The 14,361-nt window shown below is 42.9% G+C and carries 14 protein-coding genes and 3 tRNA genes; 7 read left to right on the forward strand and 10 right to left on the reverse strand.

Annotated elements, in window-relative coordinates; genetic code table 11:
• Window positions 1-9 precede the first annotated feature (9 nt).
• The 7 genes from pdxR to BN1691_RS13380 all read right to left on the reverse strand — a co-directional run bounded on the left by pdxR (window position 10) and on the right by BN1691_RS13380 (window position 8,362).
• On the reverse strand, window positions 10-1,452 hold the full coding sequence (gene pdxR / locus BN1691_RS13350) for a MocR-like pyridoxine biosynthesis transcription factor PdxR (protein WP_048602654.1): 1,443 nt from the start codon (window positions 1,450-1,452) through the stop codon (window positions 10-12).
• A gap of 305 nt (window positions 1,453-1,757) precedes the next feature.
• Entirely contained in the window at window positions 1,758-2,960 is a 1,203-nt protein-coding gene (locus BN1691_RS13355) for an OFA family MFS transporter (RefSeq protein WP_048602655.1), read from the reverse strand.
• A 484-nt stretch (window positions 2,961-3,444) separates the two neighbouring features.
• On the reverse strand, window positions 3,445-4,440 hold the full coding sequence (locus BN1691_RS13360; RefSeq protein WP_048602656.1) for an ABC transporter ATP-binding protein: 996 nt from the start codon (window positions 4,438-4,440) through the stop codon (window positions 3,445-3,447).
• Window positions 4,437-6,128 carry an ABC transporter permease gene (locus tag BN1691_RS13365; RefSeq protein WP_197082496.1) on the reverse strand — a complete coding sequence of 564 codons (1,692 nt, stop codon included), beginning with the start codon at window positions 6,126-6,128 and terminating at the stop codon, window positions 4,437-4,439. The genes BN1691_RS13360 and BN1691_RS13365 overlap by 4 nt, the downstream gene beginning before the upstream one ends.
• Complete coding sequence (locus BN1691_RS13370) at window positions 6,115-7,200, reverse strand: ABC transporter substrate-binding protein (RefSeq protein ID WP_053083779.1); 1,086 nt, start codon at window positions 7,198-7,200, stop codon at window positions 6,115-6,117. Before BN1691_RS13370 ends, BN1691_RS13365 begins: the two co-directional genes overlap by 14 nt.
• A gap of 54 nt (window positions 7,201-7,254) precedes the next feature.
• Window positions 7,255-7,899: a PHP-associated domain-containing protein gene (locus BN1691_RS13375; protein ID WP_048602658.1), complete on the reverse strand. Its 645-nt coding sequence runs from the start codon at window positions 7,897-7,899 to the stop codon at window positions 7,255-7,257.
• A 124-nt stretch (window positions 7,900-8,023) separates the two neighbouring features.
• Window positions 8,024-8,362 (reverse strand): hypothetical protein, encoded by a 339-nt coding sequence (locus tag BN1691_RS13380; RefSeq protein ID WP_048602659.1) that lies wholly within the window; start codon window positions 8,360-8,362, stop codon window positions 8,024-8,026.
• Between the two features lie 168 nt (window positions 8,363-8,530).
• Here BN1691_RS13380 and BN1691_RS13385 point away from each other — a divergent pair, with 168 nt between their 5' ends.
• The 5 genes from BN1691_RS13385 to BN1691_RS13405 all read left to right on the forward strand — a co-directional run bounded on the left by BN1691_RS13385 (window position 8,531) and on the right by BN1691_RS13405 (window position 10,953).
• The gene (locus BN1691_RS13385) at window positions 8,531-9,067 is read left to right on the forward strand and encodes a phosphatidylglycerophosphatase A family protein (protein ID WP_048602660.1); all 537 of its coding nucleotides are present in this window, start codon (window positions 8,531-8,533) and stop codon (window positions 9,065-9,067) included.
• Window positions 9,068-9,177: 110 nt separating this feature from the next.
• Window positions 9,178-9,254 (forward strand) — tRNA-Asp (locus BN1691_RS13390).
• Window positions 9,255-9,278: 24 nt separating this feature from the next.
• A tRNA-Ile gene (locus BN1691_RS13395) sits at window positions 9,279-9,355 on the forward strand.
• Window positions 9,356-9,385: 30 nt separating this feature from the next.
• Window positions 9,386-9,461 (forward strand) — tRNA-Val (locus BN1691_RS13400).
• A gap of 148 nt (window positions 9,462-9,609) precedes the next feature.
• Window positions 9,610-10,953: a TrkH family potassium uptake protein gene (locus BN1691_RS13405; protein ID WP_048602661.1), complete on the forward strand. Its 1,344-nt coding sequence runs from the start codon at window positions 9,610-9,612 to the stop codon at window positions 10,951-10,953.
• Here the strand turns inward: BN1691_RS13405 and BN1691_RS13410 are convergent.
• Together BN1691_RS13410 and BN1691_RS13415 are read right to left on the reverse strand one after the other, a co-directional pair.
• Window positions 10,950-11,141, reverse strand: coding sequence for a type II toxin-antitoxin system antitoxin (locus BN1691_RS13410; protein ID WP_048602662.1), 192 nt, complete (start codon window positions 11,139-11,141; stop codon window positions 10,950-10,952). The genes BN1691_RS13405 and BN1691_RS13410 overlap by 4 nt on opposite strands.
• A gap of 3 nt (window positions 11,142-11,144) precedes the next feature.
• Complete coding sequence (locus BN1691_RS13415; protein WP_048602663.1) at window positions 11,145-11,987, reverse strand: SPFH domain-containing protein; 843 nt, start codon at window positions 11,985-11,987, stop codon at window positions 11,145-11,147.
• Between the two features lie 188 nt (window positions 11,988-12,175).
• On the opposite strand from BN1691_RS13415, the gene BN1691_RS13420 reads away from it, so the two are divergent.
• Both BN1691_RS13420 and BN1691_RS13425 read left to right on the forward strand, forming a co-directional pair.
• Complete coding sequence (locus BN1691_RS13420; protein ID WP_048602664.1) at window positions 12,176-12,679, forward strand: 2'-5' RNA ligase family protein; 504 nt, start codon at window positions 12,176-12,178, stop codon at window positions 12,677-12,679.
• Window positions 12,680-12,700: 21 nt separating this feature from the next.
• The gene (locus BN1691_RS13425; protein WP_048602665.1) at window positions 12,701-13,378 is read left to right on the forward strand and encodes a DUF3153 domain-containing protein; all 678 of its coding nucleotides are present in this window, start codon (window positions 12,701-12,703) and stop codon (window positions 13,376-13,378) included.
• Between the two features lie 41 nt (window positions 13,379-13,419).
• Here the strand turns inward: BN1691_RS13425 and BN1691_RS13430 are convergent, their stop codons facing one another.
• A complete protein-coding gene (locus tag BN1691_RS13430) occupies window positions 13,420-14,268 on the reverse strand; it encodes a PHP domain-containing protein (protein ID WP_048602666.1) in 849 nt (282 codons plus the stop codon).
• Window positions 14,269-14,361 lie beyond the last annotated feature (93 nt).

Below are 14,361 nucleotides of genomic sequence, written 5' to 3' on the forward strand. Positions count from 1 at the left end.
TATCAGAATTTAGCGGAGCTGAATGCCCTTATTAAACCAAGTTTTACATAAGATTCTTACCCCTTCAATCAAGTCTTCTTTATTGATAATATTCCAGCCGATCAGTACCGTATCATCCTTAAAGGCTGGTTTGTCATAATAATATTTCTCAATAGGGTAGACTTTAACTCCAACCCTTTCGGCTTGTCTAATTCTTTCACTCGCCTTGGAGCCATCACAAAAGCGCAGCGTTATATGTGTTCCTGCATTATGGCCACCAATCACCGCATTTTTACCCATTGTTGAGCTGAGGGCCTCAATTAAAATGTCATGCTTTTTCATGCTTTCATTAGCAAGACGACGTAGATATACCTTAAACTGTCCATCTCGCAATAGTTGGAATACGACCTGCTGTTCAAGATCTGAAACATTGTTGTGCAAGGGAGAAAATTTATCTGAAAATTTGTCAACAAAGGCTGGTGGAAGCACTACATAACACATATGGGTGCTAGGATAGAGCAGCTTTTCTAAGGTATTTACATGAAAAACTCTACTTCCATCGCTAATTCCTTGAATGGATGGAACAGGGCGCTCATGGTACCTTAAGTAACAGTCAAAATCATGCTCTACGAGATAGGAATCGTTTTTTTCCAGCCAATCCAGGATTTGAAGACGCTTGTTAACGGAAAGACTGCCTCCTAAGGGGAATTGATGAGAAGGCATAACAAAGGATAGCGTGGCATCTGTCTTGCACAATACATCCACATCGATGCCATCTCTGGTAACAGGTACAGGTTTAATCTCAAATCCTTCGTTGATAAAGGCCGCTCTAATCGAAGCTCGTCCAGGATCCTCCATGGCTAAGATTTTTTCATCATTTTCAAATAGGTGAGCTATTTCCGCAAAGGCATAGGGGAGACAGGGACATAAAATGATTTGCTCCGGACTGCAATGGATCCCTCTTTGAATTTTCAGAAATTGAGCTAATTCTTGTCTTAACGGCATCTCACCTCCATGACACTCAAAGAACTTAAACTGTTTATTTTTCGTTGCAAGTGCATCCTTCATATTGGCTAGAAATAAGTCCAATGGAAAGGTGCCTGTTAATAGACCCTTATAGAAAAAATCATAGGGGTATTGATCCTCAACGACTGCCTTCTTTTCATTACCCATTGGTTTTTCTTTTAATTCTTGCAATCTTGATATGGGCATTCCATCTAAATCCAGTTGATGGTTACTGATATCTAGGACAAAGAAACCAGAACCTATCCGGCTCTCAATCAGACCGTCCGCACATAACTGACTGTAAGCATTCTCTACTGTGTTACGCGAAATAAAAAAGTCCTCTGCCATTTTCCTCGTAGAGGGAAGGCGATAGCCTGCTACCAAGGTTCCATCGACAATCAATGCACTTAAATAATCATATAGCTGGAGATAAAGCGGCTTTTTCGATGATTCATCCACATAAAACATTTTAATCACTCCCCCAACTGTATCATCCTTCTATTGGTAAATAAGAGGATATTTTCATACTGAAAAGAAGTAAAAAGAAGTAATTAGATGTCTTGGCTACAATCTGGATATGAGCACCACTCTATTAAGAGATATACCATTTTCGCCTTTTCTATTTATTATGCTATCAAACTTATCATAAATAGAAAGTGCCAGTTTTATGAATAAGAACAGACCAGTTTGATTTAAGTTAAGGGTCCCACTCATGTAGGACCCTTAATACTTTGGAAATAAATTACGCTCTATCAGATTGATAGCTAAGCGATTTACGCTGCTTTTTTCTCAACTTTTCTTAGAGCTGCTGGAACCTTGGTAGAAAAGAAGAAAGCAAGGGCATAGATGAAAACTAGTACATACAATACGGAGGTATAATTACCAGTCTGATCGTGGATAAATGAAGCCATCGAATTACCGGTTAAGCCAGCAATACCCCATGCTGATAGGCAGAAACCGTGTATTCGACTAATTACACCCATACTAAAGCGGTCAGATAGTAGTACAGGCAGGCAACTAAATCCTGCACCATAGCCTGAGCAAACAATAAACAGTGTTGCAATTAAAACTCCAAGTACTCCCATCTTCACACCTAAGAAAATACCACCGAGCACACCGATAATAGATAAGACAAAGACAATGCGATACATTATTATTCTATCTTTTACATAGTCAGAAGCTGTAGCAAAGACGAGTCGTCCACCAGCATTAAAGATCCCCATTACAGCAACCACGGTTGCGGCAACACCAACTGTGATTCCTTGCTCTGCCATTAACGGCGCTGCTGTTGAGATAAGGGAGAGACCACAGTGAATATTTAGATAAAACATTAGCCAAATAAAAATGACGGTCTTGTTTGTGAACAAAGCTTTGATATTGAGGTTCTCTTCCTCTGCTGAATGGTCATCATAAGGCTTCTTAATTAGTAAATGACCTAGAAACATCGGAACGAAATAGATACAGGCCATGATAATAAACGTATTTTGTAGAGAGAAATTTGAAGTTAAGAATGTAATAATTGGACTAGCAATTGTAGCTGCTAAACCAAAGCCCATAATTGCAATACCTGTTGCTAAACCTTTTTTATCAGCAAACCACATCATTAATGTTTTAACTGGTGTCAAGTAACCGATACCTAACCCAATCCCCATCATACATCCATAGCCTAGATATAAAAGAGGTAAGGATTTTAGCTTCATTGCTAGGGCAGCTATTAATAAGCCTGAGCAGAAGCAAAATACTGCAAGAAGTGATGAGCGTTTAATATTTTTTTCTACCATGCCACCGCCAAAAGCTGCGGACATCCCCAAGAAGAAGATTGCCAAGGAGAATGCAAATTGCACTGAACTAGCTGGCTTCCCAATATATTCCGAAATAGGTAATACAAATAAAGACCATGCATAAACACTACCAATACTGCAGTGTAATAATAGAGCGGGTACCGCTCCCCGCATCCATTTATTATTGATATTCATTGCTATTACCTCATTTTTAATAGATTAGCTCGCTATAGAATTCCTACTAGCGCTATAGAAATTCATACAGCATTTTGATTGCAATCAAGCTTAATTTAAGTTTAGCTCAATCACCGTTCTGAACAAGAACCAGTTGCTATGAAATGCCATGGACACTTGTTCAGAGAATTTACAGTATCATTACTGGATTTCACTACCAATAGCTACCTCCGTAATGAAAAATGGGCTTTGATTCGCTTGAGAAAATTGCAAGTTTTATCAGATATGTAATTTTATAATCTTTTATTACAAAGATCATGGTACTACGAAATGGATAAGAGGACCGGTTAGGTAAAAAGAAACAGGCCACTTTAGCTTATTGACAAAAAAAGAATTGGTACCAGTATGGAGCTAAATATTGCTCATAACTGGACCAATTCCTTGGTTTGATTTTTAGATTAATCGTAATGCTACTCTTCAATTTTCTCAATCATTATACTACATACTACGATTTCTCCTTTGGAAGAACACGTTTTTCTGCAAGCGTGAGATAGACCTGTTCTCCCAGTTGAAACAATACCACGCCATGATTAGGAAGATCCACTTCAAAAGTGCCCCGTTCTGTCTTAACCAAATAGGTTAGAAATGACCCCATAAATTGAATCTGTTCAATGATACCACCGATCCCACGCTCATCTTGTTTCACCGCTGAAAGTTGTATCTGTTCAGGACGGAGGTAGTACTGGTCTGAACCAATGTGGAAGAAGTTATTTCTCCCGATAAATTGCGCAACAAATGCTGTCTCTGGTTCGCCATATACTTCAGCGGGAGTCCCCACCTGCTCGAGTTGTCCCTGATTCATCACCATGACACGATCTGCAATGCTTAATGCTTCTTCTTGATCATGGGTGACTAACAGCATGGTAATCTGTACTCGCTCTTGCAGTCGCTTAAGCTCACTACGCATTCGTACACGCAATTGGGCATCCAGATTGCTAAAGGGCTCATCCAACAGGAGAAGTTTCGGTTGTATGATTAGAGCCCTCGCCACGGCAACACGTTGTTGTTGACCACCACTTAGAGAGGAGATCTGTTCATTCTCATAGGAGGATAGCCCAACTAATTGTAACATCTCCTTCGTTTTCTCTACCCGCTCACGCCGCTTTAAATGTGTAGAATGCTTTAAGCCATATGCCACATTCTCTGCCACTGTCATATGGGGGAACAAGGCATACTGTTGAAACACCGTTGCTACAGGACGATATTCCGGGGCTGTTCCTGTAATCTTAATACCATCCAGGATAATATGACCCTGTTCAGGAGTGATAAAGCCTCCAATCATATTCAGTGTTGTGGTCTTGCCACAGCCACTGGGTCCAACGAGAGCAGCCAGCTCTCCCTTCCTCAGATTAAAAGTCAGATCTTGAATGGCGATCTCCTCACCAAACCTTTTATACAGATGCTGGACCTGAAGATAATTTTCATTGAACTCTTCGCTCATATGCTTCGTCTACCTCCCTTCAACACCAAGCGGGAAAAGATCAGATTGATACTTAAGGTTACCAATATGATACAGACAGCCATCACAGCGGCTGCCCCGTATTCTCCATCGCGGATGGAATTGAATAGATCCACGGTAGCTACCTTTCCTCCTGGATAGATTAAGAAAATAACTGCCCCTAATGAGGTCATGGTCACCGTAAAGGTATTAACAAAACTAAGGATGAAAGCAGGCTTCATCATAGGGAGAATAATTTGCGTTAGAATATGAAAATGAGTTGCTCCCAAATCTCGTCCCGCATGCTCCAATTGGGGATTGAACTGTTTCATTACTGCACTGGCCGTCTTCGTTGTAAAGGGAAGCTGACGAAAGATATAGTTACATAGAACAATCAGCGCTGTCCCTGTTAAGGCCAGAGGTGGTGAGCGAAAAGCGAGGATATATCCGATCCCAAAGAAGGTACCGGGAATGATATAGGGAAAGGTAGCGCTAAAATCTAGTAACCTACCCCCTCTTACCTGTCGCCGCTCCACATAATAAGCGAAGAGAATACCGAGTAAACTGGCGATGAGACCAGCTCCAATGGCATAGCCAATGCTTCTGACGAGACTATCCAATTGATGCAGGGAAAAACTCTGAAAATACTCTAAGGTAAAGTGGATACCATCTGGTCTTCGCTTGGTCACAGACATGAAGAGAATGGTTCCATACTGTAATAGCATGATGGCGAGATAGCTCCAGGTGACGCCTCCTAAGAATAGCCGAACTCTTCCGCGAAGTCGTAGTACCGCTTCACTCTCCCAAAGGTCACTGATCTCTCGATCGAAGCCAGATGGTAGACGTGTAAGATAATAGCGGTAAATCAAAAGGGCGATGAGAGCTGGTATCAGCAATAAGACACTCATGGCAGCGCCTTTTGCTGTATTGTATTGAGCGATGACCTGTAAATACGCCTCTGTTGCTAAGACATTATAGCTACCACCAATAAAGATTGGCGTTCCAAAATCGGAAAGGGACTTAACAAAGGTGATGAGCAATGCCACAATAATTCCTGGTCGCGCTAAGGGTAGAAGAATTTGTGTAATAGTTCGGCGTAAGCTAACACCGGCATCCAGTGATGCATATAATAATTTTCGCTCAACCCCTTGAAGCACACCATAGATGAGCAAGGTAGCGAAAGGAATATAGCTAATCGCTTGCATCAGTACAATCCCATGCCATCCATAAGTATTCCATGTCAGCCCAAGAAGGTCGTGGGTGATCCAACCTCGTCGTCCGAATAAGGTGATATATGCTAAGGAGGAGATAAAGGGTGGAGAGATCATGGTTAATAGCAGTAAGGCAAGAATGGTTCGTTTCCAGGCTCCCTTTAGAAAGTAAAGATACGTAGCCATCGGGATAGCGACAATCGCAGTAAGCAAAGTAGACCAACCTGCAACCCATAAGCTGTTCCATAGTAGCCGCTGATTCTCACGAAATAAGTCACGATAAAGAGTAAGATCCCACTTACCGTCTACATAGAAGCTCTCCTTAAAAACCTGTACAATCGGCCAGAGGATAAAAATAAGAATACTACCAATGACAAGGAGATAGAGCAATCGATCAATGATTTGAAAAACCAGGGGTTTCACGCCCCGCGTGCCCCCTGGTTGAAATAGATAGCGCTTATTCAGCCTATTGTTTTTCAACTTCCTCAGCCCACCTTGTTAAGATAGCATCCCGTTGTGTTCCAAACAAGGAGAAGTCCACCTCATATAAGCGATCCGCTGGAAAATCCTTCAGAATCTCTGGCATTTCTACATCATCACGAACAGGTAAGGCTTGATTATAATCTCGTAAGAACTCTTGACCTTTTTTGGAAAGAACCCAGTCCACAAAGGCTTTAGAGCCTTCTACATTATCGGTTCCATTAAAAATGGAGATACATGCTGGCACCCAAGGAATCCCATCCTCTGGGTAAATCACTTGAACAGGATGCTCGTCCATTAATTGAATAATACCTCCATTAATATAGGTGATACCAATACCCACTTCACCAGCAACGGTCTTATTAGACGGTTCACTACCACGTTTGCCAAAGAAAGGTGCATTCTCACCAATACCATGGAAAATATCCCATGCTTCATCACCCTTGGCTTGGATTAAACCGTTCACTACTGCATAGTTGGTACCAGAGATTGCAGGGCTAGACATTAAAATTTCACCTTGATATTCTGGCTTCGCTAAGTCATTCCAAGTAGCTGGAGCTGTTAAGCCCTTCTCCTTCAATACATCGGTATTCACGATAAAACCTGTAATCACTTTATCAAAGCCTGTCCAATATCCTTCTGGATCGAAATACATGGCAGGAATATGCTCGGTTTCAGGAGAGAGATAGGGTTGAATAAATCCTTCATCTTTCGCAGCAAGGAAGGCATCAATACCACCGCCAAACCAGACATCCGCAGCAGGCTTACCCCCCTCTGCACGTACGCGAGCAATCACTTCACCAGACGACATATCTAAATATTCCACTTTTACGCCAGTATCCTTCGTGAATTCTGCAAAAACATCATCAGCCTTCGAGGTTGCGATGATCTGAATTGTAGTTCCTTCAATAGAAGGAGCTTCCCCTTGAGCAGGTGCATTATTCTCCTGTACAGGCGCCTCACCCTTATTCTCATCTGGTGCTGTGGTATCATTTCCACATGCCACCATCAATAGACCAACTAAAGCGATCATCAATACGGTTGTTAACCATTTCCATGAGTATTGCTTCATTTTTTTCGTCCTCCCTCTGCTGTATCTACTTTTTTAATCATTCTGCGTACTTAACTATGGTCGATGAAGTTGCTGTGCTAAGTCAATGGAGATATACTCTCCCTCATAATAGACAGCTGGTCTTACCTCCTTGCTTCGGATCGCAGCGATCAAGTCCTGCTCATCTCTGATCCCATCTGGAAAGATGGTAGCATACTTTCCTACCTGATGAGCCCAATGAGCATCACTTGCACCAAACATAGGTAATCCTAACTCTGTAGCTACCGCATAAGCCATTAAGTTGTGATGAGGTGGGGTATTCCCATTGAATGCCTCAACACCCGCAAGCCCTTCCACATCACGGAGATGGTTGCCTAGCCCACGATTATTCGTGCGATATGGGTGGGCGCTGATACAAACACCACCTGCTTGGTCAACGAGACGGATCAAATCTTGGGCATGCAGCATCTCCTCTGGTAGATCAGTTAAGCCAAATACCACGAGATCTCCTTCCTTCGTCAGGATCTCAGTACCGACAAAAATGGGAAAACCGTTCTCCTTGGCGTAGCGATGCGCTTCATCCCACAATCGATTACTCTCATGATCTGTAATACAGACTGCATCCAATCCACGCTCTCTTGCGGTTTTCACAATCTCTTCTAAGGCTTGATGACTATCTCCAGAATAGGTTTTTTCGTGCATATGCGTGTCGATTAACATGCCTCTGCTTCCTCACTCCTTCAACTTGATAAATATTTCTTATCATTACTATTATAAATTATTAAGTGATTTTGAAAAGCCCTAATTGAAAAATGCTTTCCATTGAGGAAAGCATTCACCAAATCTACCTTATTTTTTGAAGGAGGTTTTGAACGATGGGGTTATTCAGTAAACCTGCGATTTTACCGATATCCACCTGTTCCAAGATAGCGGGAAGGCTAGTACTCTCTTCTACAGGTTCAGGTTCTCTTTCTCTAGTCATTACTACACGACGATTTCCTGCAGAACGAACAGGACGCCGCCGCGCAAGGCGGTCAACTTTCTCCTTCAATGATTCCAGTTCATTTAACTCCTCTTCAATGTATTGGCTTCGCTCATGAATCTCTTGAACCAGCAGGTGAATGGAATCAATTTTTTCCTCAATCTCTTTAATCCGTCCACCTTTCACTTGTGTTGTACCCATGCGCTTCACTCCCTGTATGGTCTCTCTTACCAACATATGCATTCGTCTAGAGAATGTCTGGGCATTGCCCACATTTCCAAATTTGAATATGATACAATAAACCTGTTATTCCCTGTAATTTGCAGGTGAAAATTTTAGTTGGTTAGGTCTGGGAAAGGAGAGAACCTCATGAGACGTCAAGTCCATTCCAAAGAGGTTAAGGAAGCTACACTACGGTTACTAGAGGAACGTGGTGTTCAAATTGAGGATATCGCTGAAATTGTTTATCTGATGCAAGCTCCATACAATGTCGGTCTCTCGATCAAATCATGTATTGAAAGCGTCGAGGCCGTCTTAGAAAAGCGTGAGGTACAGCACGCTGTTTTGGTGGGGATCGAACTGGATCGCTTAGCCGAACAAGGTAAGTTGTCTGAGCCTTTACAATCCATCGTTGAAAGTGATGAAGGATTATTTGGCTGTGATGAAACACTGGCCCTTGGGTCTGTCTTTGGTTATGGTAGTATCGCAGTCACCACCTTCGGTCACTTGGATAAGCATAAGCTAGGGATTATTAAGCAGTTGGATACAAAAGCTGGTCACTCCGTTCATACCTTCCTCGATGATATGGTGGCAAGTATTGCAGCTAGTGCTGCCAGTCGGCTTGCCCATCGGTTACGCGATGAAGAAGAAGCGTTGCGCGAACAAGGGGTTAACCCTTCTGCTTAGCTTCCTAGTTTTTCTCCAGATCAGTAGGATAGCCATCCTTTGATCTGGAGAAAAACGCTTGATTATTTGACCATGATCATGTATAGTATTTCTTGTCGCTTAATATAAACGGAGCTGTGGTGAAGTTGGAGTTCACGCCGGTCTGTCACACCGGAGGTCGCGGGTTCGAGTCCCGTCAGCTCCGCCATTTTTATCTCTCATGCAGTATTTGGGGCCCTTAGCTCAGTTGGTCAGAGCCATCGGCTCATAACCGATTGGTCGCAGGTTCGAGTCCTGCAGGGCCCACCAAGATTGTCATGAAGATGCACTTTTTACAGAGAGCCGATAGCTCAGCCGGGAGAGCGCCATCTTGACAGGGTGGAGGTCGTGGGTTCGATCCCCGCTCGGCTCACCATCTTATGAATATTCAACCCCCATGTAGAAATACATGGGGGTTATGTCATTTCTTATTCAGGTTATCCTCTGATGAACAGGAAATGGAGCTAATTTTGTCGAATTTGGTGTATAGAACCCATTTATATGAATAAAGAAGGTTGACCGCTATGCTACAGATTCAATCCCATCGCTTATCCTATAATCCTCACCTCTGGCTCATTGCTGGCTTCGCTTTTACTATTCTTAGCGGTGCTGTCCTATTAGCACTACCCATTGCATCTAGCACTGAACCGATTCCTTTTATTGATGCCCTTTTTACTGCCACATCTGCGGTCTGTGTTACGGGATTGAACACCTTGATGATTGGTACAGAGTTCTCCTTCTTCGGGCAATTGATCATTCTCTGCCTCATCCAGATTGGTGGTCTTGGTTTTATGACGTTCGCTGTCTTCTTAACAACACTTTTTGGAAAAAAACTAAGCTGGAAGCAACGATTAGTTATGAAAGAGAGTACCAAAACATCTTCCTATGAAGGTCTTGGTACTCTCGCTTTACAAATCTTATGGATTTCCTTCCTCTTTGAAGGACTTAGTACTCTGTTACTCACGATCCATTGGAGTCCAAGGCTCGGTTGGGTTGATGGCTTCTATTACGCGCTCTTCCATTCCGTCTCCGCCTTTAATAATGCCGGCTTCTCCTTATGGAATGACAGTCTTAGTCAATTTGTGGGAGATGCTACTGTCAACATTGCCATTACAAGCCTAATTATTCTTGGGGGAATCGGTTTCCCAGTCATCATGGATCTCTATAAAAAGAAGAGTTGGCGTACATTAATGCTCCATTCGAAAATCGTCTTAGTTACCACCACAATCTTAATCATCATAGGATGGTTCTTTCTGCTCCTCAATGAGTATGAAAATCCTGACACCATGGGTTCGTTAAATACGCATGAACGCTTTTGGGCTGCTTTCTTCCAAAGTGTCACCGCGAGAACAGCAGGGTTCAACACCATTCCCATCGAAGCATTGCAAGCTACGTCTCTTTCACTGCTCATCCTCTTGATGTTTATCGGTGCGTCCTCTGGTGGAACGGGAGGTGGAATTAAGACCAATACCTTCGTCGTGCTCTTCTTTGCTGTCCGTAGCTTTATTAAGGGTGAGGAAGAGATTAACTTATTTGAACGAAGGATTAACTGGCGTTATGTGGTGACAGCTCTTGCTGTTTTTGCTGTCTCTATCGCTGTGATCATTCTGGCAACTAGCATTTTACTATGGAGCGAACAGATAGCCAGCGAGCATTTTCTAAGCCTACTTTTTGAGGTTACTTCTGCCTTCGGCACAGTGGGACTTTCTACGGGAATAACCGCCAACTTAACCTCTATTGGCAAACTCATCATGATTCTTGTGATGTTTACTGGGCGCCTTGGCCCTTTAACACTGGCCTTTGCTTTTACGCAACGTTCTACACCTGCTAAATTACGTTTCCCAGAAGAGAACATGTTGATTGGTTAATCATTTGCTTCAGCATCTCCTTCTTCAGAAGGAAATGCTTGTGTTAAGCGGCCAGAACGTTTTAATGCATCACGGAGAAGAAATTCAATCTGACCGTTCACACTTCGGAACTCATCCTGTGCCCAGCGCTCTATGGCAGCATATATTTTTGGATCAATCCGAAGTGGAAAGCTCTTTTTCTTCGACATGGATCAATAGAGACTTCCTGTATTTAATACGGGCTGGGCTCCCCGATCAGACACAATCGCAATCATGAGGTTACTCACCATCTGTGCTTTCCGCTCCTCATCCAATTGGACAACCCCTTCAGACTCTAGCTGCTCAAGGGCATCCTTTACCATTCCCACTGCACCTTCTACGATCTTCTGGCGCGCGGAGATAATGGCAGACGCTTGCTGGCGCTGCAACATGCTGCTAGCAATCTCTGGTGAATAAGCTAAGTGTGTTAAGCGTGCCTCCATCACCTCTACCCCTGCAACAGCTAAGCGCACTTGTAATTCCTGGGCAAGCTCCTGGGCAATTTCCTCAGCATTGCCTCGCAATGATAAGCCTCCTTCTGTAAAGGTATCATAAGCATATTTGGTTGCAACATGACGCAGAGCAGTTTCACTTTGAATCTCAACAAAAGCTTCGTAATCATCCACATCAAAGATGGCTTTCGCGCTATCTACTACTTTAAAAACAACTACTGCAGCAATCTCAATGGGATTACCATCTACATCATTTACTTTGAGCATTTTACTATTAAAGTTACGAACACGAAGAGAAACCTTCTTGTGGATAGAGAAAGGCACAGTAATGAAGAGACCACTCTCGCGAATTGTTCCTAAATAACGCCCGAAGAAGATAATGGCGAATGCTTGGTTTGGTTGGATTACCACAAGACCACTGAAAAGAATCATGGCCAGCACTGTGAGTGGAATAGCCACCCAAAAATTTTCTTGGATAAAGTAATAGACTGCACCACCTACTAGACCCAAGGCGATTAGCAAACCTAAGAAACCGTTGACTTTCCACGCTTTTAATTCCTTCATTCTTCTTCCCCCTTTAGCAATTGTTCAAATTGTATATACATATGATATCACTTTAATTTCATTTTGACAATATTGATATATCATTATGACTTTTAGATAATTCCATATTGTGGTTGAAATCGATGTCTGATAAGATGATTAAAATGATGTTTTCCTAATATTCAAACTATTATTAATGGAGGGGTACGATGAAATATAGCGTGGTGATCTTTCCTTCTGAAGAGATTCGAAGCATGGCAAACTCGTTACGAAAACGTTATGATTCCTATTTTCACCAAATTGAACCCTATGTTACTTTGCTAGATCCCTTTACGCTTACTGATGAAGAACGTCAATCTTCTAGCTCATTCTTAGAAGCTGTGGCAAAAGATACTGAGGCATTTTCCCTTACCTTTCATAAGGTAGGTACCTTCCACCCTGTTACACCCATCGTCTATCTTGCCATCCAAGAAAAAGATGCGCTTCATCATCTTCATCAGCGCCTATCCAATGGCCCTATTCAGGTAGAAAGGAAGTACTCCTTTGTCCCACACTTAACGGTTGCCCGTGATTTAGCTGAGGGCGAACTTCTCGATGTCTATGGGCGCTTGCGCTTGCGCTCCTTTCAATTAGCTTGTATAATCAATCAGTTCCATCTCATTAAACAGACAGCAGATGGCACATGGCAAGTGGATGAGACCTTCTTATTATGATGAAAAGAGCGAGCGAATACCATGCATATTCCTAAGATATGGGTGCAGTCACTCCTGATCTTCAGCTTTCTATTCATGCTAATTCTCCTTCCAGGCTGTGCGGAAATTGAAGGCGTAGTAGATATGAATTGGCAGGGAAAAGGAACCTTTCAACTCAATATGAGCTATCCAGATTATCTCCATAAGCAGATAAGGTCACTGCTAACAGATCTCACACCAACCTTAGAATCAAGAGGCTATCAGATCGAATTCTCACCAATGGACCTAGGGGAACACTCTTTCCGGTTAAGCACCCCGCTTCCCTTTCAACAGAAGAACCTTGGATTCCCTGAGAATTGGCTGCCCCAGATTAGCATTGAGGAGAAAGAACATTGGTGGACAAAAGAATACCTTATTTCTGCAAACTTTGACTGGAGTCAATGGAATGGACAGGATTTTGCTTCGAATATCACTAGCCAGCTAAGCAAGCTAGTGAAGCCCCGTTTTGTTTTGAAACTACCCATTTCAGCAAGTGCAAGTAATGCAACTCGTGTGGAAAAGGGTGGAAAACGGTTAAGCTGGGATCTCTCACTGACCAAGCCTAATCAGCTAGAGGTTCAAATCCGTGTCCCCCACCCTTTTCACATTCTCCTAAGTAGCGGTGCAATTTTCCTTTTAATTACACTTTACTTGGGGTGGAGAAGATTGCGCCATCGATAAAAAAAGACGAAGGCACAGCTTCGCTCTCGCCTTCGTCTTCATTATTTCTCGAATGTTTTTCGCTCTCTAGCCAATGCTTGAATCTGCTCTACAACCGTCTCATCGATCTTCTTGCTTCCAATGTCCCCATGGAAGACTTCCCCATGACGTTCACCATGAAAATCAGAGCCTGCTGTCGTCAACAATCCATACTCTTCGGCTAGCTGTAGGTACTCTGTTTCGGTGCTTCGATTATGATCACTATGCCAGATCTCAATGCCATCGAGACCTGCTTCCACCAAGCGTGGGATTAGCTCAGGCTTACCGTAGAGTCCCGGATGAGCAAGCACTGCTACACCACCAGCAGCATGGATCATCTGAATTGCTTCCTCAGGTCGAATTCTTGGCGGAGTTACATAAGCCTTTCCACCCACTCCTAGATACTCTTTAAAAGCCTGGGGCATGGATGAAACAATCCCTTTCTCAATTAAGAGCTGAGCCATATGAGGCCTGCCAATATTGGAACTAGATCCCTTCTGTGCCACAACCTCTTCCAGGGTGATGGATATTCCTAATTCCTGCAATCTTGCAATCATCATTTCGTTTCGGCGATCCCGGACATGTTGCAGTTCCTCACATTTCTTTAAGAAATCCTGGTTATGAATATCCATCTCATAACCAAGAACATGAATGTCCTTTCCATCATCTAGGGTGGAGATCTCAATGCCCTTCACTACTTCCACACCAATTTCTATGCCAGTCTGTTCTGCTTCAGATAATCCTGCTACTGTATCATGATCAGTTAAGGCAATGCCACTCAGTCCATTGGCTCCTGCTCGTTTAACAACCTCACTAGGGGAGAGAACACCATCGGAAGCGGTGGAATGTGTGTGAAGATCATAATGCTTCATAGGCAACCTCCTTATTAATTTTAAAGGTGAGACGTCATCTGCTCAATCAAGCATGATTTGTCTCACCTTTAGTATAGCGTATGATTTAGGTCA

The sequence above is a fragment of the Rubeoparvulum massiliense genome (assembly GCF_001049895.1).
GTDB lineage: Bacteria > Bacillota > Bacilli > Rubeoparvulales > Rubeoparvulaceae > Rubeoparvulum > Rubeoparvulum massiliense.

Bases quoted from the DNA above. Each gene is read 5' to 3' on its own strand.
- pdxR (WP_048602654.1), bottom strand. From the start codon at position 1,452: ATGTTTTATGTGGATGAATCATCGAAAAAGCCGCTTTATCTCCAGCTA.
- BN1691_RS13355 (WP_048602655.1), bottom strand. From the start codon at position 2,960: ATGAATATCAATAATAAATGGATGCGGGGAGCGGTACCCGCTCTATTA.
- BN1691_RS13360 (WP_048602656.1), bottom strand. From the start codon at position 4,440: ATGAGCGAAGAGTTCAATGAAAATTATCTTCAGGTCCAGCATCTGTAT.
- BN1691_RS13370 (WP_053083779.1), bottom strand. From the start codon at position 7,200: ATGAAGCAATACTCATGGAAATGGTTAACAACCGTATTGATGATCGCT.
- BN1691_RS13375 (WP_048602658.1), bottom strand. From the start codon at position 7,899: ATGTTAATCGACACGCATATGCACGAAAAAACCTATTCTGGAGATAGT.
- BN1691_RS13380 (WP_048602659.1), bottom strand. From the start codon at position 8,362: ATGGGTACAACACAAGTGAAAGGTGGACGGATTAAAGAGATTGAGGAA.
- BN1691_RS13385 (WP_048602660.1), top strand. From the start codon at position 8,531: ATGAGACGTCAAGTCCATTCCAAAGAGGTTAAGGAAGCTACACTACGG.
- BN1691_RS13405 (WP_048602661.1), top strand. From the start codon at position 9,610: ATGCTACAGATTCAATCCCATCGCTTATCCTATAATCCTCACCTCTGG.
- BN1691_RS13410 (WP_048602662.1), bottom strand. From the start codon at position 11,141: ATGTCGAAGAAAAAGAGCTTTCCACTTCGGATTGATCCAAAAATATAT.
- BN1691_RS13415 (WP_048602663.1), bottom strand. From the start codon at position 11,987: ATGAAGGAATTAAAAGCGTGGAAAGTCAACGGTTTCTTAGGTTTGCTA.
- BN1691_RS13420 (WP_048602664.1), top strand. From the start codon at position 12,176: ATGAAATATAGCGTGGTGATCTTTCCTTCTGAAGAGATTCGAAGCATG.
- BN1691_RS13425 (WP_048602665.1), top strand. From the start codon at position 12,701: ATGCATATTCCTAAGATATGGGTGCAGTCACTCCTGATCTTCAGCTTT.
- BN1691_RS13430 (WP_048602666.1), bottom strand. From the start codon at position 14,268: ATGAAGCATTATGATCTTCACACACATTCCACCGCTTCCGATGGTGTT.